Genomic DNA, 17,338 nt, shown 5'->3' on the forward strand with positions numbered 1-17,338 from the left:
AGCGGCCTATCCCAGCGGCCTGCCACCGAACGGCTCAGGCAAGGCAGCGCCCCCAAAGCGACCGCACGGCCACCGATCTCCTTCTCCCGCCTGCGGGAGAAGGTGCCCCGCAGGGGCGGATGAGGGGGGAGAGATCGCGCCGACCTCGCAGATGAGCGGCCTATCCCAGCAGCCTGCCGCCGAATGGCTCAGGCAAGGCAGCGTCCCCAAAGCGACCGCAGGACTACCGATCTCCTTCTCCCGCCTGCGGGAGAAGGTGCCCCGCAGGGGCGGATGAGGGGGAGGCTGTCGCATCGGCGCCTACCCTCGACGACCAGAAGCCAACAGCTCCCAACACCACAAGACCACCGCTCAGCCCGGCCGAACCGATCAAATGAATCCGTGACTGATCTTCGGTGCCGCAGCCGCCTCGTAATCGGCATACGGATCGTGTTCGCCGGAGCCGCCTTCGGACAGGCGGAACTTCAACGCCAGGCCATCGCGCGAATCGGCCGCGCGCAACGCCTCTTCCTGCTCGATCTCGCCCGACTTGACCATGCGGAACAGGCATTGATCGAAGGTCTGCATGCCTTCTTCCAGCGATTCCTCCATGGCCTGCTTGACCTCGTGCACCTGGCCGCGCCGCAGCAGGTCGCGGATCATCGGCGTGTTGAGCAGCACCTCGGTGGCCGGCCGGCGGCGCCCGTCCACGCCCTTGACCAGGCGCTGGGAGATCACCGCGCGCAGGTTCAGCGCCAGATTCATCAACACGTTCTTGTGCGCGCTTTCCGGGAAGAAGTTGAGGATGCGCTCGATGGTCTGGTCGGCGTTGTTGGAGTGCAGTGTCGCCAGGCACAGGTGCCCGGTCTCGGCGAACGCGATGGCCGCCTCCATGGTCTCGGCATCCAGGATCTCGCCGATCAGGATCACGTCCGGCGCCTCGCGCATGGCGTTCTTCAGCGCGCTCTGGAAGGCGTGGGTATCCAGACCGACCTCGCGCTGGTTCACGATCGACATCTTGTGCTTGTGCAGATATTCGATCGGGTCCTCGATGGTGAGGATGTGTCCGGTGGTGGTGCTGTTGCGGTGGTCGATCATCGAGGCCAGCGAAGTCGACTTGCCCGAGCCGGTCGAGCCCACCACCAGCACCAGCCCACGCGGGGTCATGATGACGTCCTTGAGCACCTGCGGCAGGTTGAGCTCCTCGATGCTGGGGATCCGGCTGCGGATGGCGCGGATCACCATGCCCACCTCGCCGCGCTGCTTGAACACGTTCACGCGGAAGCGGCCGGCGTCGGGCAGCGCGATGGCCATGTTCAGCTCGAGCTCGCGCTCGAACTGCGGCACCTGGCCTTCGTCCATCAGCGAGTAGGCGATTTTCTTGACCATTCCCGGCGGCAACCCCGTATTGCCGAGCGGGTAGAGCTTGCCTTCGATCTTGATGTAGACCGGCGCGCCGGTGGTCAAGAACATGTCCGAGGCATTCTTTTCGGTCATCAGCTTCAGGAAGTAGCCGATATCCATGCGCAATGGTTCCCCAACAAACAGCAGCGTCTCGTTGCAAGTCCGCCGCAGGCTTCCGACAATGGCCGTGCTCGAGACTTCTCGCTACGGCTCCCCTAATGACGGCTAGCTTCGCATACTTGCGGCGATCCCTGTATGGCATCGCCTGTTTCATGGTTCTGTCCGCTCCGGCAAATGCCCAGGTGGCGCCGGAACTCACCGCCGCCGAACAGGCGGTGCAACGCGCCACCCAGGCCGATGCCGACCAGTACGCCCCGGACCTGGTCAATCTGGCTCGCCAGGAGCTGATGCAGGCCCAGCAAGCGCAACTGGACAAGCGCCAGCGCAAGCAGGTGCCGCAAATCGCCCTGCGTGCTGCCGCCGACGCCGATCTGGCCAAGGCGCGCAGCGAACAAGCCGTGGTCAGCGCCCAACTGGAGCAACGCCGCAGGGAAGTGGCACAGTTGCAGACCACCCTCAATACCGGGGAGGGCGCCCGATGACCTTGCGCCCCCTGCTGTATCTCGGTGTGCTGGGGCTGGCAGCCCTGCCGCCGCTGGCCCTGGCGGCCAAGGACGACCCCCAGGCCGATGCACTGAACCGGCGGCTGGCAGTCCTGCAGAGCGACCCGCAGACCAGTGAGCTGGCCCGCTACGAGCGACTGCAGGCACAGCAGACCGTGGCGGCCCTGGCCGAGGCCAAGCGCCGCGACCGCGACGAACTGCTGTTCCTGGCCGACCGCCGGGTGGAGATCGCGGAGCTGACCGCCCGCACCGCGCTGGCCCGGCGCGAGCTGGACCGGCTGGAAAGCACCCGCAACGATCTGTTGATCGAAGCCAGCCGCCGCGACGCCTCGCGCGCGCGCCAGGAAGCCGAACGCCTGCGCGTGCAGGCGCAGATTCAGGCCGAGGCCGCCGAGCAGGCCCGCCTGGCCGCCGAACAGGAGGTGCTGGCGCGGCAGGACGCCGAGCTGGCCTTGAACAGCGTGGCCGGCAAGCAGACCGCCAAGCTCAATGCCGCCCAGCAGAAGGCCGTACAGCTCGCGCACGAGGAAGCCGAACTGGTGTCCGGCGCCAAGCTGCCGCCGGCCAAGTTCGACAGCCGGGGCGAGGTGTTCTCATTGGGCAGCGGCGCCTTCGGTGGCAAGGCCACGCTGTCCGGCGATGCCGCGGGCCAGGCCAAGGCGCTGGCCGAGTACCTGAACATCGGCAAGAAGGGCCGGGTCAACATCGTCGGCTTCGACAGCGATGCGGCCACCGCCCGCAAACGTGCCGAGTCACTCCGCGATGCTCTGGTGGCCGGCGGGGTCGCGGCCTCGCGGCTGCAGATCAGCGGCAACAAGGGCGCTGCCAGCAAGACCCGCGCGGCCGAGGTCGTTATCGCGCCTTGATGGCAAGTGTCTGGAAGTTAAGGTGTTTTAACCGGGGCATGACGCCTGGTTGAACCACGGTCACCGAATCGCCCAGGCATTGCCAAAAGCGACCGTTCCGGCCTTGAACCACTCCCGCGACCGGCGTAGGGTCGTACCTCCGGGCAGCAACTCCGCTGCCCGGGAAGTACGGAGGGCCAGGCCAGTGACGCAGAGGCACGCAACGATGCACAACGGCGGGACAGTGGGTGGTGGTTTCGCCTGTGAGTCGGCTACTGCACTGCGCTGGTCCTTCATTCCCAAGCTGCGCCCCGTGCCGTCGACGGCCGGGGCGTTCTTGTTTTAAGTGAAGGAGGTAACGCCATGTTCGAAGGGCAACCGCAGACCGAAATCGATGCATTGATGAAGTCCGATCCCGAGTTCAAGCAGCTCTACCAACGCCACAAGCTATTGAACAAGAAGTGCATGGATGCCGAACTCGGGGTGCTCCCGATCGACGACGTGACCTTGGGCCAGATGAAGCGCGAGAAGTTGCAGGCAAAAGAGAAGCTCACCCGGATGTACGACCAGCTGACGCACTGATCCTTCCCCAGCGTTAGAACAAGTTCACCGTCGCGGGCGGTGGCGGCCTCCTCGTCGGCTTGCCACCGTCCGCGTCTTTTTTGTGGATTCAATGGTCGGGGCTGCGTGCCGCGCGTCGCAGCCGAGCCTGCTTTTCAAGGCGCTGTCGATCTCACTGCTGCCTGAATGAGCATTCACCGGCCGTTCGACGGATAATGCCCGGTCTAGCCCGCGCGGCGCAGCGACGATATCCCGATGGCGATCCATTCCTCCGTACTCGAACTGATTGGCAACACGCCGATCGTCAAGGCCCAGCGCCTGGACACCGGTGTCTGCGAGCTGTTCCTCAAGCTGGAGGCGAACAATCCCGGCGGATCGATCAAGGACCGCATCGGCCTGTCGATGATCGAAGCGGCCGAACGGCGCGGCGACCTCAAGCCCGGCGCGACCCTGGTGGAAGGCACCGCCGGTAATACCGGCCTGGGCCTGGCGCTGGTGGCGCAGCAGAAGGGCTACCAGCTGATCCTGGTGGTGCCGGACAAGATGAGCCGCGAGAAGATCTTCAACCTCAAGGCCATGGGCGCCAACGTGGTGTTGACCCGGTCGGACGTGGCCAAGGGGCACCCCGAGTACTACCAGGACCTGGCTGCCAGGATCGCCGCCGAGACCCCGGGCGCCTACTTCATCAACCAGTTCGGCAACCCGGACAACCCGGCCGCGCACGAGTTCGGCACCGGTCCTGAGATCCTGGCGCAGATGGACGGCCAGCTCGACGCGATCGTGTTCGGCTGCGGCAGCTCCGGCACCATGACCGGCCTGTCGCGCGCCTTTGCCAGCGCCTCGCCGCACACCGAACTGGTGCTGGCCGACCCGGTCGGCTCGATCCTGACCCAGTACATCGAAGAAGGCACGGTCAGCGAGAAGTCCGGCAGCTGGCTGGTCGAAGGCATCGGCGAGGACTTCCTGCCAGACATCTCCGATTTTTCGCGGGTCAAGAAGGCCTATTCGATCACCGACGCGGAAAGCTTCCACACCGCGCGCGAGCTGCTGGCCAAGGAGGGCATCCTTGGCGGCTCGTCCACCGGCACCCTGCTGGCCGCCGCGCTGAAGTACTGCCGCGAGCAGACCACGCCCAAGCGCGTGCTGGTGTTCGTCTGCGATACCGGCAACAAGTATCTGTCCAAGATGTACAACGACTACTGGATGCTGGACAACGGCTTCCTGGAGCGCCCGCAGCACGGCGACCTGCGCGACCTGATCCTGCGCCCGTACAACAAGCGCGACACCGTGGTGGTCGGGCCGAAGGACCTGCTGACCACCGCCTACCAGCGTATGAAGCTCTACGATGTCTCCCAGTTGCCAGTGATCGACGACGGCGAACTGGTCGGCATCGTCGACGAGAGCGACGTGCTGCTGCATGTGTATGGTGACGAGGCGCGCTTCCGTGACCCGATCTCCACCGCCATGGTCAGCAAGCTCGATCGCCTGGATGTCGCCTCGCCGATCGAGGCATTGCTGCCGGTGTTCGATCGTGGCCAGGTGGCCATTGTCATGGACGGCAAGCAGTTCCTGGGCCTGATCACCCGCATCGACCTGCTCAACTACCTGCGCCGCCGCGTGCAGTGACGCCCGTCGCCGTGCGCGCTCGCTTGAGACGCATGGCAAGGGGCATTCAGTCCTGCTTGTTACAATCGCCCACTTTTTCCGGGAACCTCCATGTCCAACCGCACCACTCATAGCCATGACGGAGAGCGCGCGCTATCGCTCGCGACGCTGGCGATCCATGGAGGACAGTCGCCGGACCCCAGCACCGGGGCGGTGATGCCGCCGATCTATGCGACGTCCACCTATGCGCAGTCCAGCCCTGGCGAGCATCAGGGCTTCGAGTATTCGCGTACCCACAACCCCACGCGCTTTGCCTACGAACGCTGTGTGGCCGCACTGGAAGGCGGCACGCGGGGCTTCGCCTTCGCCTCCGGCATGGCCGCCACCTCCACGGTGATGGAACTGCTGGACGCCGGCAGCCACGTGGTGGCGATGGACGACCTGTACGGCGGCACCTTCCGCCTGTTCGAGCGCGTGCGTCGCCGCACCGCCGGCCTGGATTTCAGCTTCGTCGACCTGACCGATGTGGCCGCGTTCGAAGCCGCGATCCGCCCCGACACCAAGATGGTGTGGATCGAAACCCCGACCAACCCGATGCTCAAGCTGGTCGATATCGCCGCCATCGCCACGATCGCGCGCAAGCACGGCCTGCTGATCGTGGTCGACAACACCTTCGCCTCGCCGATGCTGCAACGCCCGCTCAGCCTGGGCGCCGACATCGTCGTGCACTCGGCAACTAAGTACCTCAACGGTCACTCGGACATGGTGGGCGGCATCGCCGTGGTCGGCGACAACACCGAACTGGCCGAACAACTGGCGTTTCTACAGAACTCCATTGGCGGCGTCCAGGGCCCGTTCGACAGCTTCCTCGCGTTACGTGGATTGAAGACGTTGCCGCTGCGCATGCGCGCCCATTGCGAAAACGCTCTGGCGCTGGCGCAGTGGCTGGAGACGCATCCCGCGATCGAGAAGGTGATCTACCCCGGCCTGCCTTCGCACCCGCAGCACGCGCTCGCGAAAAGCCAGATGTCCGGCTTCGGCGGCATCGTCTCGATCGTGCTCAAGGGCGGCTTCGAGGCGGCCAAGCGCTTTTGCGAGAAGACCGAGCTGTTCACCCTGGCCGAATCGCTCGGCGGCGTGGAAAGTCTGGTGAACCATCCAGCCGTCATGACCCACGCCTCCATCCCCGTGGCCCGCCGCGACCAGCTTGGCATCAGCGATGCACTGGTGCGGTTGAGTGTGGGAGTTGAAGATGTGGGGGATTTGCGTGGGGATCTGGAGCTGGCCCTATGATCGGGTGGCTGATTTCGCGTTACAGCCGCCTGCCGCAGCTCTATTATCTGTACAGCCAGATGGTCAGGCGTGATATCGAGCGGCGTTACAAGGCGACCGCCGGCGGCATGTTGTGGGCCATCATCCAGCCGGTGCTGATGATCGGCATCTACACGGTGGTTTTTGGTCTTATCTTCCAACCGCGTTGGCCGTCGGTACAGAGCTCATGGGACTATGTGCTGATTCTTTTTTTGGGCAAGATCCCCTACCTGTTCGTCACCGAGGCCCTCGCTTCGGCCACCATATCGATCCGCTCCCATGCCAACCTGGTAAAGAAGGCCGTCTTCCCGCTGAAGCTGCTGCCGGGCGTCTCGGTCGGTACCAGTGCCTACCATGCGGTGGTAGCCAGCCTTGTCTGGGTGGTGTTCTATGTGGTCATCAAGGGCGCGGTACCGCTTGCCGTACTGCTGTTGCCGCTTCTGTGGCTGCCGATGCTGATGTTTTGCCTGGGTGCTTGCTGGTTTTTGGCGTCATTTGGAGCGTACTTCCGTGATACCGATCAGATCGTGGGAACGTTCAATATCGCCCTGATGTTCCTGTCTCCAATCTTTTATCCGCTTTCCAGTGTTCCAGCTCCGCTGCGCCATCTGATGCTGTTCAATCCACTCAGCTATGCGATCGAATCGGCGCGCGCCCTGATGCTCTGGCCGGACAAGCTAGACCTGAGTACATATCCTTTGCACCTCGTCGTCGGGTTTGTCTTCATGCTTTTGGGTTACACCTTTTTCAACCGGATGCGGTCCGGTTTTGCGGATGCCATCTAATGACGACGGTTCTCACCGCCGAAGGCCTTGGCAAAGCGTACCCTCTCAAGCCGTCGCCCGGCGTGCAGTTCCGATCGCAGCTTTTCAAGCGTCCTGCTGCCGCCGTCGACCAGTTCTGGGCATTGCGCAATGTCAGCTTTTCGGTCGACAGCGGCGAGTCGGTGGGCATCATCGGGCGCAACGGCAGCGGTAAGAGCACGCTGCTGCAACTGGTCTGCGGGGTCATGGAACCCAGTGCAGGCGCGGTGCGCACGCACGGCAGGATCGCCAGCCTGCTTGAACTCGGTGCCGGGTTCGACCCTGAGTTCACGGGCCGGGACAATGTATTCATGAACGCGGCACTGCTTGGACTGACCCGTGAGGAAACCGACGCCAAGTTCGACGAGATTGCTGCGTTTGCTGAGATCGGCAGGTTTATCGATGAGCCGGTGAAAACCTACTCAAGCGGTATGTTCGTGCGGCTGGCGTTCGCGGTCGCCTCCCATGTCGAACCGGAAATCCTCATCGTCGACGAGGCGCTGGCAGTCGGCGACGCGCGGTTTTCTGCAAAGTGCATCAAACGGATTCGTTCGCTGCGGGAGCGCGGTTGTACGCTGTTGTTCGTCAGTCACGACGTGGGCATCGTCCGCACGCTGTGCGATCGCGCCATCTGGCTCGACTCCGGGTCGATGGTGGCGATGGGCGATGTCTTCGGCGTGACCTCCCGCTACATGGAAAAGATGTTTGAAGACGTTGAGGACGGTGACATATCGACAGCCCCGAGCCGGATAGGCACTTCCGAAGAGATCGTCGCAGGTGCGGCAAGCCCGGCCGAATCAGGCAGCGCCAGCCTGGCGGAAGTTGGCCTGGCACCGATCAATCACTGGGGCTCGCATGTCGGGTCGATCGGTCATTGGTGGTTCGAGGACGTGACCGGCGCCTTGGCGAAGGTCATTGAGTATGGCGAAACGGTGCGTGTCCGCTGCGCGCTGACACTGCCTGAGCATGTCGATCCGGGCTGCCTGGCGCTGTCGATATCGATCAAGGATCTGCGTGGCACGGATCTGCTTGTGCTCTCGACCCATGATGAGCAACCCGGTCTGTTCTCCGGTCGTCGTGATGTGGCGGAAATCAGCTTTGAATTCGTCAATCGTCTCACCGAGGGGAAATACTTGCTGGTTCTGGCGCTTGAGGACCGCTCCGTCGAAGCGATTCAGTACTTCGAGTACATCGAAGGCGCTCACTATTTCGCCGTCACGAGCCGTGCCCGACGCTTTGGCGTCTTCAATGTGCCTGCGACTGTATCGCTAAAATAGGAAACGACATGTCCAACATCAATGACAAGGATTACTGGGACGGCCGCTTCGACAGCGACTGGACCGACAAGCGGGGCCGGGAGCAGAGCCGGTTCTTCGCGCGGCTTGCGCTAAGCATGATGCCGGAGTGGTTGAAATGGACACTTGCCGACCGCAACGTCTCCCTGCTGGACTGGGGCTGCGCGATGGGCGATGGCACCGATGCGCTGGCGCAGGGTCTGGCCGGCGCCAAAGTCACCGGCTCGGATTTCTCCAGTGCAGCCATCATCGATGCAGCGCAGCGTTACGCGCCGCTGGGCTTCGTGTGCTTCGATGTCATGACGGACACGGTCGAGGAACGTTGGGACTTTGTCTTCAGTTCAAACACCCTCGAGCATTTTCGTGAGCCGTGGATGGTACTTTCGCGGCTCGCGCCGCTGGCCAACACCGGTCTGATCCTGCTGGTTCCGTACGAGGAGTTTCTGCGGATCGACGAGCACTTCTACACGTTCGAGTCCGCGAACATTCCGTTCGAGGTGGTCAGCGATTTCGTACTGGCGTATTCGCGTGTGATTGACGGCGCGCAGCTGCCTGCCACGGAGTGGGCGGGCAAGCAGATCCTGCTGGTCTACCTGCGTAAGAATGCGTCGCTGCTTGGTCAGCTTCGTATGGACAGCGTGGCGAGCCCGTCGACGAGCGATTTCGGCGCGGATGCGGTAGACCAGGATCGGCTACTCCAGCAACTGCTGGACGAGCGCCGGTCCGCAGTGCAGTTGCAATTGCGCATAGCCGAGCTCGAGGGCCGCGTGCAGTACGAGCAGTCGGTCGCGCTACAGCGCAATCAGGAACGCGACGCTCTGCTCCTCAAGGTCGAGCAAATGCATATTGAGCACCAGCTCGAGCGTGATCGCGCGTGCGCGGATGAGCTCGTACCGGGGCTCGCCGAGACCCACGGCTTGGCGATCGCGCCTCACGCCGCCCCGCCTGCTGACGGACACACTTCGGACCTGACGCAGGAACTGGCCCGTGTGGAGCAACAAGACCAGCAGCAACTGGATGGGTTGCAACCGCAGGACAGCCAGGGGCTGGAGTCGCGGCCGCTGAAGAGCCGGCACGCGCATGAGCAGCGCTCGCGTAGCCAGCGGTTCCGTGTGGGAGCACGCGAAACCGCACAATCGCGGACCGCAAACAGGCAAATGGGCGAGATCGCTTCGGGGATTTCGGCGTATCTCAATGACCTCGTCAGGCAGCGTAATGAGTTGGCTCAGGCGTTGAGCGAGGTAAAGCGCAGCAACAGCTGGAAACTTACCAGTCCGATTCGTCGTCTGGTGGGCGGGCTGCGAGGCAGCGCGGTGCAGCAGGACGTCAACGATGTCGTGCAGGACGAGGTCCGCTTTGAGCATTTCGTCAAGGAGCTGGAGCAGGTTAAGAAGCAGTTGTTCGATTACGCGCCGGCCGAGGCGAGCAATCGACAGATCTACATTTTCACAGGCGTGCCTTACGATGACATCGGCGGTGGTCAGCGTGCAGCTCAACTCGCGCGCGTGCTGCTGGAGCGCGGCGAGCAGGTCACCTACGTCTACGCGTACCGCAAGTGGGAAAACGGTATCGCGGTGGAGAGCGACTACCGTGCGCCCCGGTTGAGGCATTTGTTTCTGGAGCGCACCAGCGTGGACGAGCTTGTCGGTGCCCTCAGCGCCGACGATGTGGCGATCTTCGAGTTACCGCACCGCGGATTTATGGAGCACTTCGAGCACTTCGGAAGGGCGGGCGCGCGACGCGTCTTCGAGCTTATCGATGCGTGGGACAGTTCACTGGGCGGCGAGTGGTACAGCGACGAGGTCATGGCTCGATACATCGCTGAAAGCGAGGTGGTGGTGGGTACGGCGAAGGTGCTGCGCGACAAGCTGGTCGCCGCCGGTCGTCCCGACGGGCTCTATCTTCCCAACGCCGTCAACGAACGAATCTTCGACAGCTATAAGACCTACGCGCGTCCGCACGAGTTCGAGGCGGGCAAGCGCGCGCTGCTTTACTTCGGATCGCTCTACGGCGAGTGGTTCGACTGGGAGTGTATCGATGCTGCCGCGCGCGCTGGCACCGGAACGACTAACATCTATCTCATTGGTGATCCGCCCGCCGGCCGTGAAGTGCGCAGCAACGTCCACTTCCTCGGCAGCCGAAAGATCGACGAACTGCCCGCTTATCTGCGGCATTGCACCGCCGCGCTGTTGCCATTCATTCCTGGGCATATCTCGGATGCGGTGTCGCCCATCAAGGTGTTTGAGTATCTGGCGATGGGTGTGCCGGTGATCGCCAATGCGCTACCGGAGCTGGTGGGTTATCCCAACGTCCTGATTGCCGAGAATGCCGACGAATTTGCCAATCTGTGCATCACTGACCTAGAGGCCAACCCGGCCCGGGTCGACGCGTTCCTGATGGCCAATACCTGGGCCTCGCGTGCCGACGCGATTGTCCCAGCCAGGAACTTCGGCAGGATCGTCAGTGCGGTCGTATTGATTCACAACAATGCTCGCATCATCGAGCGCTGCATCCGCAGCCTCAAAATGCACGGTGAGGACTATCTTGCCGATATCATCGTGGTTGACAATGCCAGTAGCGATGGTGGCGCCGAATTGGTCGAGCGTCTGTTTCCCGACGTCAAGGTGCTACGCAACGCGAAGAATGGCTGTAGTTCCGGCCGTAATCTGGGTGCTGAGCATGCGTCGGGCGATGTGATTGCCTTCTTCGATTCCGATCAGTGGATCACCAATCGCGGCTGTTTCGAAGAAGCGTTGCAGGTACTGGACGGCAACTCCGATATCGGCGCTGTCGGCTGGGCAGCCGGCTGGTTCAGCAGCGGAGGCGAGCATCTGGGTGGTCCGATCGCGGATTATCTTCCGCATCGGGGCACGGACACAGAAGAGTATCGTCAACTTGGATTCCGCACGGATATCGCGTATCTCGGGTCCGGCGGCATGTTCATCCCGCGCGATGTGCTGGTGAAGTCCGGTGGCTTCGACGACTACTACGATCCCACCTGTTTCGAGGATACCGACCTGTCGTTCAGCATCCTCAATCATGGCTTCTCCCTGGCCTACCGTGACTTGCAGGGTATTCGTCATCAGCCTCATCAGACCACTTCCGCGTCGGCAGGCTCCGATGCGTACTCGCGTTTGTTTTTACGCAATTCAAAATACTTCCAGGAAAAATGGAAGGGGCGTCCGCAGTTCTTCTTCGACGTACCTGTGATTGCCTGACGGCATCGACATGGCGTGGCCGGCACCGGTCACGCAAATAGGTGCGACACGGCTTTGCTGGATTCTGGATGCGGAATGCACATACTGGTGCTTAGTCATGAGTTTCCGCCAGACCCCTCACCGCAGGCATTGCGGGTGGGTCGGCTTTGCAGGGAGCTGGTGGCGAACGAGAACACCGTGCAGGTGATCTGCGCCGCCTCGCTGGGTCGGAGCATCGGCGCGGTTCGCTGGAATAACGTGGATGTCCTGCGCGTCGATCCGGGCGGAATCGATGCGGCGCTGATGCAGCTGCGCCCTGAAAAAACCCAGGCAATAGGTGCCGCGCCCGCATTGCAGGCAGCCCCGCACGCCGCGTCTGGTTCACTAAACTGGAAGGGACGAACCGTGGCCTTGTTGCGTCGGGGCTTGGACCAGTTGATCTTCCCAGACGCACGGGCACTGTGGCACGGCAATGCGCTGCGTGCGGCGCTGGCCAGCGCGAGGCAACGACGGCCTGGGTTGATCATTGGTTCGCACGAGCCCGCGGTCGGCATTCTCGCCGCGCACCGGCTCGCGGTTACACTGGGCGTGCCCTGGATCGCCGAACTTGGTGATCCGATTCTTGCGCCCTACACGCCTCGCCATTGGCGCCAGCGTGCGTTTAAGCTGGAGCGCGAGGTGTTTCGCCAAGCCGACGCAGTGGTGCTGACTTCGCATGCAACTGCAAATCTTCTGCTGGAGCGCCACGGACGAGCGCGGCTGCTTGAGGTCATCCCGCAGGGATTCGACGTGCCGAAGGCGGCCTCCGACACTGCCTGCGACCGCACTGCCGCAGACCCACTGCGGATTGTCTACACCGGCCGTTTCTACCCCTTTCGGGATCCTTTGCCGTTGCTGTCCGCGGTCGAACAGGTCGATGGCGTCGAACTGGTAATCGCGGCGCCGGAGCTGCCGGCGGAGGTTCGCCGCGCCGTGCAGCACAGCGCCGGCAAACTACAGTACGTGGGGATGCTCGAGCATGCCGATGCAGTCGCGCTCCAGGCCAGCGCCGATCTTCTCGCCAGTGTCGGCAACGCTGGCATGACCCAGATCCCTGGCAAAGTGCTTGAGTATCTGGGAACAGGCGTTCCGATCCTGCATCTGTGCGCCGGTGAGCACGATGCGGCAGCTGCGATCATTCGTGAGGAAAAGTGCGGCTACGTGGTCGCTGCTGATCGGGACGAGGTGCAACGGCTGCTGCTGCTGCTGCGCGACGCACGCCGAGCCGGCAGCATGGGCGCCGGCCTGACACTCGGCGCCAACCATTTCAGCAAGTACCGCTGGGAAACGTTGGGCAAGGCGTTGGCCGTGCTCTGCGAACGTGTGGCCGCCAGCGGCCCGCGAGCAGCTGGCGATTGACGCGGCGGGCACCAGCCTTCAGATGGTGGCGCGCCCATTGAGGATGATATCGACGATGCGCGCCGCGGCCTTTCCATCGCCGTATGGATTGTGCGCCTTTGACATGGCCCGGTACGCGTGCTCGTCGTCGAGGAGACGGTTGGCTTCCACGATGATTCGCTCGGTGTTGGTTCCGACAAGCAACACCGTGCCGGCATCCACCGCTTCCGGACGTTCGGTCATGTCGCGCATCACCAGCACTGGTTTGCCGAGGGACGGTGCTTCCTCTTGGACGCCGCCGGAGTCGGTGATGATGAGGCTCGCGCGCGTCATCAGGTACACGAATGGCAGGTAATCCTGCGGTTCGATCAGCACAACTCCCGGAGTATCCGCAAGGATACGCTTCACCGGGCCCTGCACATTCGGGTTGAGGTGCACCGGATAGATCACCTGGGTGTCGCCGCGATCGGCGATGGCCTTCAGCGCGCGGCAGATGTTCTCGAAGCCTTCGCCAAAATTTTCGCGCCGATGCCCGGTGACCAGCACCAGCCGTTTGGAGGTGTCGAGGAAGGGAAAGAGCTCGGCGAGGGAAGCGGCCAAGCTAGAGTTGTGGTCGAACTTGTGGGCTACGCTCAACAACGCGTCGATGACGGTGTTTCCGGTGACGAAGACCTGATCGTTGGGCAGGTTTTCCTGTAACAGGTTGCGCCTCGATCGCTCGGTTGGCGCGAAATGCAGCGATGCGAGCGGGGCGGTGAGACGGCGATTGGCCTCCTCCGGCCACGGAGCATAGATGTTACCGGTCCGCAGTCCCGCTTCGACATGCCCGACCGCGACCTGGTTATAGAACGCTGCCAGGGCGGAGGCGAGTGTTGTGCTGGTATCGCCGTGGACCAACACCAGGTCCGGCTTGTGCTCGGCAATTGCGGCGGTCATTCCGCTAAGGATCTTCGCAAACAGACCAGCCAACGTCTGCCCTGGCTCCATGACATCGAGGTCGATGTCGGGTGTAATCCCGAACAGTTCCAGTACCTGGTCGAGCATCTGCCGATGTTGGGCGGTCACTGCGACAACAGTTTCAAGTTCCGGGTGCGCCCGGAGTGCTTCGACCACTGGTGCCATCTTGATCGCTTCCGGGCGCGTGCCGAAAACGATCATGACCTTCTTGAACTTTGTACTCATTTCAACTCTCAGTAAAAAAGCAGGAGGACAGCCCCGACGGTTGATTCAGAGCGCCTGTTCCAACTCCGGCAACAGCGTAAACAAATCCCCAACCAACCCGATGTCGGCAATCTCGAAGATTGGCGACTCCGGGTCCTTGTTGATGGCCACGATTGTCCCTGCGTCCTTGATGCCGGTCAGATGCTGGATCGCGCCGCTGATGCCGATGGCCACGTAGAGCTCAGGGGCGATGATCTTGCCGGTCTGGCCCACCTGGAGTTCGTTGGGCACGTAGCCGGCGTCCACTGCCGCACGCGAGGCGCCTACGGCGGCGCCGAGTTTGTCGGCCAGGCTGTAGATGTGCTTGAAGTTCTCCGCCGAGCCCACGCCGCGGCCGCCGGAGACCACGCGCTTGGCGCTCTGCAGGTCTGGGCGATCGGAGCTACCGGCGGACAGGCCGATGAATCGACTATGGGTCGGCAGCGTGGCATCAACCGTCACCGACTCGACAGCCGCGCTGCCGCCCTTGGCGGCTTCGGGCCAGGAGGCCGCGCGCACTGTCGCCACCACGATCTGGTCGGCCGGGGCCTTGACGGTGATGATGGCGTTGCCTGCGTAGATTGGGCGCTTGAAGGTGTAGGCATCTTCGACCGCCATCAGGTCGGACACCTGATTGACGCCCAGCAGCGCGGCAACCACCGGCATCAGGTCCTTGCCGAACGTGGTCGAGGGGCCGAACACATGGGTATAGCCCTGGCCGGCCAGCTGGGCGATTTGCGGCCCCAGCACCTGCGCGATGGCATGCTCGTTGGCCGCGTTTGCCACCGTCAGTACGCGAGCGACACCCGCCAGCTGCGCGGCCTGCGCCGCAACCGCAGCTGGGTCGGCCGCGAGCACGACGATGTCGACGGACTCGGCCGACACCGCCAGCGCAGCGCTGAGCGTCTTGGCAGTGGCCGCATTGAGCTGGCCGTTGAGATGTTCGGCAACGATGAGGATTTTAGACATCACTGTGTCCTTTCAAACGTGGGGCGCTGGAAGATGCGAGCTTCGGCATTGAGAAGTTCGGCCATGGATGGCCGGGCCCTTGATCAAGGACGATCACAGAAGCCCCTTCTGCTTGAGTGCGGCCACCAATTCGGCGGCATCCTTGACCATCACCCCGCGGCTGCGCTTGGACGGCGCGGCGTAGTGGGTGGTGGTCAGGCTGTCATGGGCGTCAACGCCCAGGTCGGCAAACGCCAGCGTTTCCAACGGCTTGCTCTTGGCCTTCATGATGTCTGGCAGCTTGATGAAGCGCGGTTCGTTCAGGCGCAGGTCGGTGGTGATCACGGCGGGCAGGTCGACTTCCAGCGTCTCCAGGCCAGCGTCCACTTCTCGCGTGACCGTGGCCTTGCCGTCGGCGACCACCAGCTTGCCGGCGAAGGTGGCCTGCGGCCGGCCCCACAGCGTGGCCAGCATCTGGCCGGTCTGGTTGGCATCGTCGTCGATGGCCTGCTTGCCCAGGATGACCAGGTCCGGCTGCTCCTTCTCCACCAGCTTGAGCAGTGCGCGCGCAGCGGTCAGCGGCTGGATCGCAGTGTCGGTGACCACGTGGATGGCGCGGTTGGCGCCCATGGCCAGCCCATTGCGCAGGTGCGCGGCCGCATCGGCCGGCGCCAGGGTGGCGACCACCACCTCGGTGGCGATGCCGGCGTCGCGCAGGCGCAGCGCCTCTTCCAGGGCGATTTCGTCGAACGGATTGGGCGAGAGCTTGACGCCCTCGGTGACCACGCCGGAGCCATCCGGCTTGACCTGAATGCGGACGTTGTAGTCCACCACGCGCTTGTAGGCGACGAGGATTTTCATCGTGTACGAGATCCTTCAGCTGTTGCGGGAAGGCCCGGCCGCGGCGGCAGGCTCGGGAGTGGAGACATTCTACCCGTGGGAGAGCCACCATGCGATGGCGTATGGAGGTTGATTGTTTGAAGGCCCACCCAGTTGGAGCGCGGATGTTCCTTAAGGCTTGCGCGGCCTCCACCATATATCCTGTGTCGTTACCGAGCCGAGCGCGGCACGAAATCAGGAGGGTGTGGCAGTGGCAACTTGGCTCGTAACCGGCGGCGCCGGCTTCATTGGCGGCAACTTTGTTCTGGAAGCTGTCGCCCGCGGCGTCAAGGTGATTAATCTGGATGCGCTCACCTATGCGGGCAACCTGGATACTTTGGCGTCGATCAAGGGCAATCCGAGCCATGTCTTCATCCATGGCGATATCGGCGACCGCGCTCTGGTGACGAAAGTGCTGGCTGAACACCGTCCGGACGCGGTGCTGAATTTCGCGGCTGAAAGCCATGTGGACCGCTCGATCGAAGGTCCCAGTGCGTTCATCCAGACCAACGTAGTAGGAACGCTTGCCTTGCTTGAGGCGGTGCGCGATTACTGGAAGGCGCTACCTGATGGGCTTCGTGCTGCATTCCGGTTTCTGCACGTGTCAACCGATGAGGTCTATGGCTCGCTGAATGAGACCGGCAGGTTCACCGAGACCACACCTTATGCCCCGAACTCTCCGTACTCGGCATCCAAGGCGGCGTCGGACCATCTCGTTAGAGCGTTTCACCATACCTACAGTCTCCCGGTACTCACCACCAACTGTTCGAACAACTACGGTCCGTATCACTTTCCGGAAAAACTCATCCCGTTGGTGATCGCCAAAGCGCTGGCCGGCGAGCCGTTGCCGGTGTACGGCGATGGCAGGCAGGTGCGCGACTGGTTGTTCGTCAGCGACCACTGCGAGGCGATCCGCACCGTGCTGGCCAAGGGTAAGGTCGGCGAGACCTACAACGTGGGCGGCAACTCCGAGCGCCAGAACATCGAGGTCGTGCAGGCGATCTGTGCGCTGCTGGATCAGCACCGGCCGCGTGAGGACGGCAAGCCGCGCGCCAGCCAGATCACCCACGTCACCGACCGCCCCGGACACGACCGTCGCTACGCGATCGATGCCTCCAAGTTGAAGAACGAGCTGGGTTGGGAGCCGGCATATACCTTCGAGCAAGGCATCGCGCAGACAGTGGAGTGGTACCTGGCCAACCAGGCCTGGGTGCAGGGCGTGCTGGATGGCAGCTATCGGCTGGAACGGATCGGCGCCTCGGCCTAACGCGAGCCCTTAGCAAGAGCCCGCGCAAGTATGCGTGTGCGGGC

Annotated in this window: 14 protein-coding genes; 10 read left to right on the top strand and 4 right to left on the bottom strand. The window is 63.1% G+C overall.

Features of this window, described 5'->3' with window-relative positions; genetic code table 11:
- Nucleotides 1-369: 369 nt before the first annotated feature.
- Nucleotides 370-1,503 carry a PilT/PilU family type 4a pilus ATPase gene (locus tag LL962_RS02950; protein ID WP_003484093.1) on the bottom strand — a complete coding sequence of 378 codons (1,134 nt, stop codon included), beginning with the start codon at nucleotides 1,501-1,503 and terminating at the stop codon, nucleotides 370-372.
- A gap of 98 nt (nucleotides 1,504-1,601) precedes the next feature.
- Here LL962_RS02950 and LL962_RS02955 point away from each other — a divergent pair, with 98 nt between their 5' ends.
- The 9 genes from LL962_RS02955 to LL962_RS02995 all read left to right on the top strand — a co-directional run bounded on the left by LL962_RS02955 (nucleotide 1,602) and on the right by LL962_RS02995 (nucleotide 13,021).
- On the top strand, nucleotides 1,602-1,985 hold the full coding sequence (locus LL962_RS02955; protein WP_329957104.1) for a DUF4398 domain-containing protein: 384 nt from the start codon (nucleotides 1,602-1,604) through the stop codon (nucleotides 1,983-1,985).
- Nucleotides 1,982-2,872: a hypothetical protein gene (locus LL962_RS02960; RefSeq protein ID WP_104585106.1), complete on the top strand. Its 891-nt coding sequence runs from the start codon at nucleotides 1,982-1,984 to the stop codon at nucleotides 2,870-2,872. The genes LL962_RS02955 and LL962_RS02960 overlap by 4 nt, the downstream gene beginning before the upstream one ends.
- 342 nt (nucleotides 2,873-3,214) lie before the next feature.
- Nucleotides 3,215-3,433 (top strand): YdcH family protein, encoded by a 219-nt coding sequence (locus LL962_RS02965; protein ID WP_019237985.1) that lies wholly within the window; start codon nucleotides 3,215-3,217, stop codon nucleotides 3,431-3,433.
- Between the two features lie 234 nt (nucleotides 3,434-3,667).
- Nucleotides 3,668-5,038 carry a pyridoxal-phosphate dependent enzyme gene (locus LL962_RS02970; protein ID WP_228315833.1) on the top strand — a complete coding sequence of 457 codons (1,371 nt, stop codon included), beginning with the start codon at nucleotides 3,668-3,670 and terminating at the stop codon, nucleotides 5,036-5,038.
- Between the two features lie 90 nt (nucleotides 5,039-5,128).
- Complete coding sequence (locus LL962_RS02975) at nucleotides 5,129-6,310, top strand: cystathionine gamma-synthase (RefSeq protein WP_228315834.1); 1,182 nt, start codon at nucleotides 5,129-5,131, stop codon at nucleotides 6,308-6,310.
- A complete protein-coding gene (locus LL962_RS02980; protein WP_228315835.1) occupies nucleotides 6,307-7,113 on the top strand; it encodes an ABC transporter permease in 807 nt (268 codons plus the stop codon). The genes LL962_RS02975 and LL962_RS02980 overlap by 4 nt, the downstream gene beginning before the upstream one ends.
- Nucleotides 7,113-8,408 carry an ABC transporter ATP-binding protein gene (locus LL962_RS02985; protein ID WP_228315836.1) on the top strand — a complete coding sequence of 432 codons (1,296 nt, stop codon included), beginning with the start codon at nucleotides 7,113-7,115 and terminating at the stop codon, nucleotides 8,406-8,408. The genes LL962_RS02980 and LL962_RS02985 overlap by 1 nt, the downstream gene beginning before the upstream one ends.
- 8 nt (nucleotides 8,409-8,416) lie before the next feature.
- Nucleotides 8,417-11,644, top strand: a complete 3,228-nt coding sequence (locus tag LL962_RS02990; RefSeq protein WP_228315837.1) for a glycosyltransferase — start codon at nucleotides 8,417-8,419, stop codon at nucleotides 11,642-11,644.
- Between the two features lie 75 nt (nucleotides 11,645-11,719).
- A complete protein-coding gene (locus tag LL962_RS02995) occupies nucleotides 11,720-13,021 on the top strand; it encodes a glycosyltransferase (protein ID WP_228315838.1) in 1,302 nt (433 codons plus the stop codon).
- A gap of 18 nt (nucleotides 13,022-13,039) precedes the next feature.
- Here LL962_RS02995 and wecB read toward each other — a convergent pair whose 3' ends face one another.
- The 3 genes from wecB to LL962_RS03010 all read right to left on the bottom strand — a co-directional run bounded on the left by wecB (nucleotide 13,040) and on the right by LL962_RS03010 (nucleotide 16,009).
- Nucleotides 13,040-14,182 (bottom strand): non-hydrolyzing UDP-N-acetylglucosamine 2-epimerase, encoded by a 1,143-nt coding sequence (wecB, locus tag LL962_RS03000; protein WP_228315839.1) that lies wholly within the window; start codon nucleotides 14,180-14,182, stop codon nucleotides 13,040-13,042.
- Between the two features lie 45 nt (nucleotides 14,183-14,227).
- Nucleotides 14,228-15,169, bottom strand: coding sequence for an electron transfer flavoprotein subunit alpha/FixB family protein (locus LL962_RS03005; RefSeq protein WP_228315840.1), 942 nt, complete (start codon nucleotides 15,167-15,169; stop codon nucleotides 14,228-14,230).
- Nucleotides 15,170-15,262: 93 nt separating this feature from the next.
- The gene (locus LL962_RS03010; RefSeq protein WP_228315841.1) at nucleotides 15,263-16,009 is read right to left on the bottom strand and encodes an electron transfer flavoprotein subunit beta/FixA family protein; all 747 of its coding nucleotides are present in this window, start codon (nucleotides 16,007-16,009) and stop codon (nucleotides 15,263-15,265) included.
- 229 nt (nucleotides 16,010-16,238) lie between these two features.
- Here LL962_RS03010 and rfbB point away from each other — a divergent pair, with 229 nt between their 5' ends.
- A complete protein-coding gene (rfbB, locus tag LL962_RS03015; protein WP_228315896.1) occupies nucleotides 16,239-17,294 on the top strand; it encodes a dTDP-glucose 4,6-dehydratase in 1,056 nt (351 codons plus the stop codon).
- Nucleotides 17,295-17,338: the final 44 nt, after the last annotated feature.

It is taken from the genome of Xanthomonas sp. NCPPB 1067, from assembly GCF_020783795.1.
Taxonomy (GTDB): Bacteria; Pseudomonadota; Gammaproteobacteria; order Xanthomonadales; family Xanthomonadaceae; genus Xanthomonas; species Xanthomonas melonis.

What these genes read in the sequence shown, in the direction of transcription:
- LL962_RS02950 (WP_003484093.1), bottom strand. Translation starts at nt 1,503, where the DNA reads ATGGATATCGGCTACTTCCTGAAGCTGATGACCGAAAAGAATGCCTCG.
- LL962_RS02955 (WP_329957104.1), top strand. Translation starts at nt 1,602, where the DNA reads ATGACGGCTAGCTTCGCATACTTGCGGCGATCCCTGTATGGCATCGCC.
- LL962_RS02960 (WP_104585106.1), top strand. Translation starts at nt 1,982, where the DNA reads ATGACCTTGCGCCCCCTGCTGTATCTCGGTGTGCTGGGGCTGGCAGCC.
- LL962_RS02965 (WP_019237985.1), top strand. Translation starts at nt 3,215, where the DNA reads ATGTTCGAAGGGCAACCGCAGACCGAAATCGATGCATTGATGAAGTCC.
- LL962_RS02970 (WP_228315833.1), top strand. Translation starts at nt 3,668, where the DNA reads ATGGCGATCCATTCCTCCGTACTCGAACTGATTGGCAACACGCCGATC.
- LL962_RS02975 (WP_228315834.1), top strand. Translation starts at nt 5,129, where the DNA reads ATGTCCAACCGCACCACTCATAGCCATGACGGAGAGCGCGCGCTATCG.
- LL962_RS02980 (WP_228315835.1), top strand. Translation starts at nt 6,307, where the DNA reads ATGATCGGGTGGCTGATTTCGCGTTACAGCCGCCTGCCGCAGCTCTAT.
- LL962_RS02985 (WP_228315836.1), top strand. Translation starts at nt 7,113, where the DNA reads ATGACGACGGTTCTCACCGCCGAAGGCCTTGGCAAAGCGTACCCTCTC.
- LL962_RS02990 (WP_228315837.1), top strand. Translation starts at nt 8,417, where the DNA reads ATGTCCAACATCAATGACAAGGATTACTGGGACGGCCGCTTCGACAGC.
- LL962_RS02995 (WP_228315838.1), top strand. Translation starts at nt 11,720, where the DNA reads ATGCACATACTGGTGCTTAGTCATGAGTTTCCGCCAGACCCCTCACCG.
- wecB (WP_228315839.1), bottom strand. Translation starts at nt 14,182, where the DNA reads ATGAGTACAAAGTTCAAGAAGGTCATGATCGTTTTCGGCACGCGCCCG.
- LL962_RS03005 (WP_228315840.1), bottom strand. Translation starts at nt 15,169, where the DNA reads ATGTCTAAAATCCTCATCGTTGCCGAACATCTCAACGGCCAGCTCAAT.
- LL962_RS03010 (WP_228315841.1), bottom strand. Translation starts at nt 16,009, where the DNA reads ATGAAAATCCTCGTCGCCTACAAGCGCGTGGTGGACTACAACGTCCGC.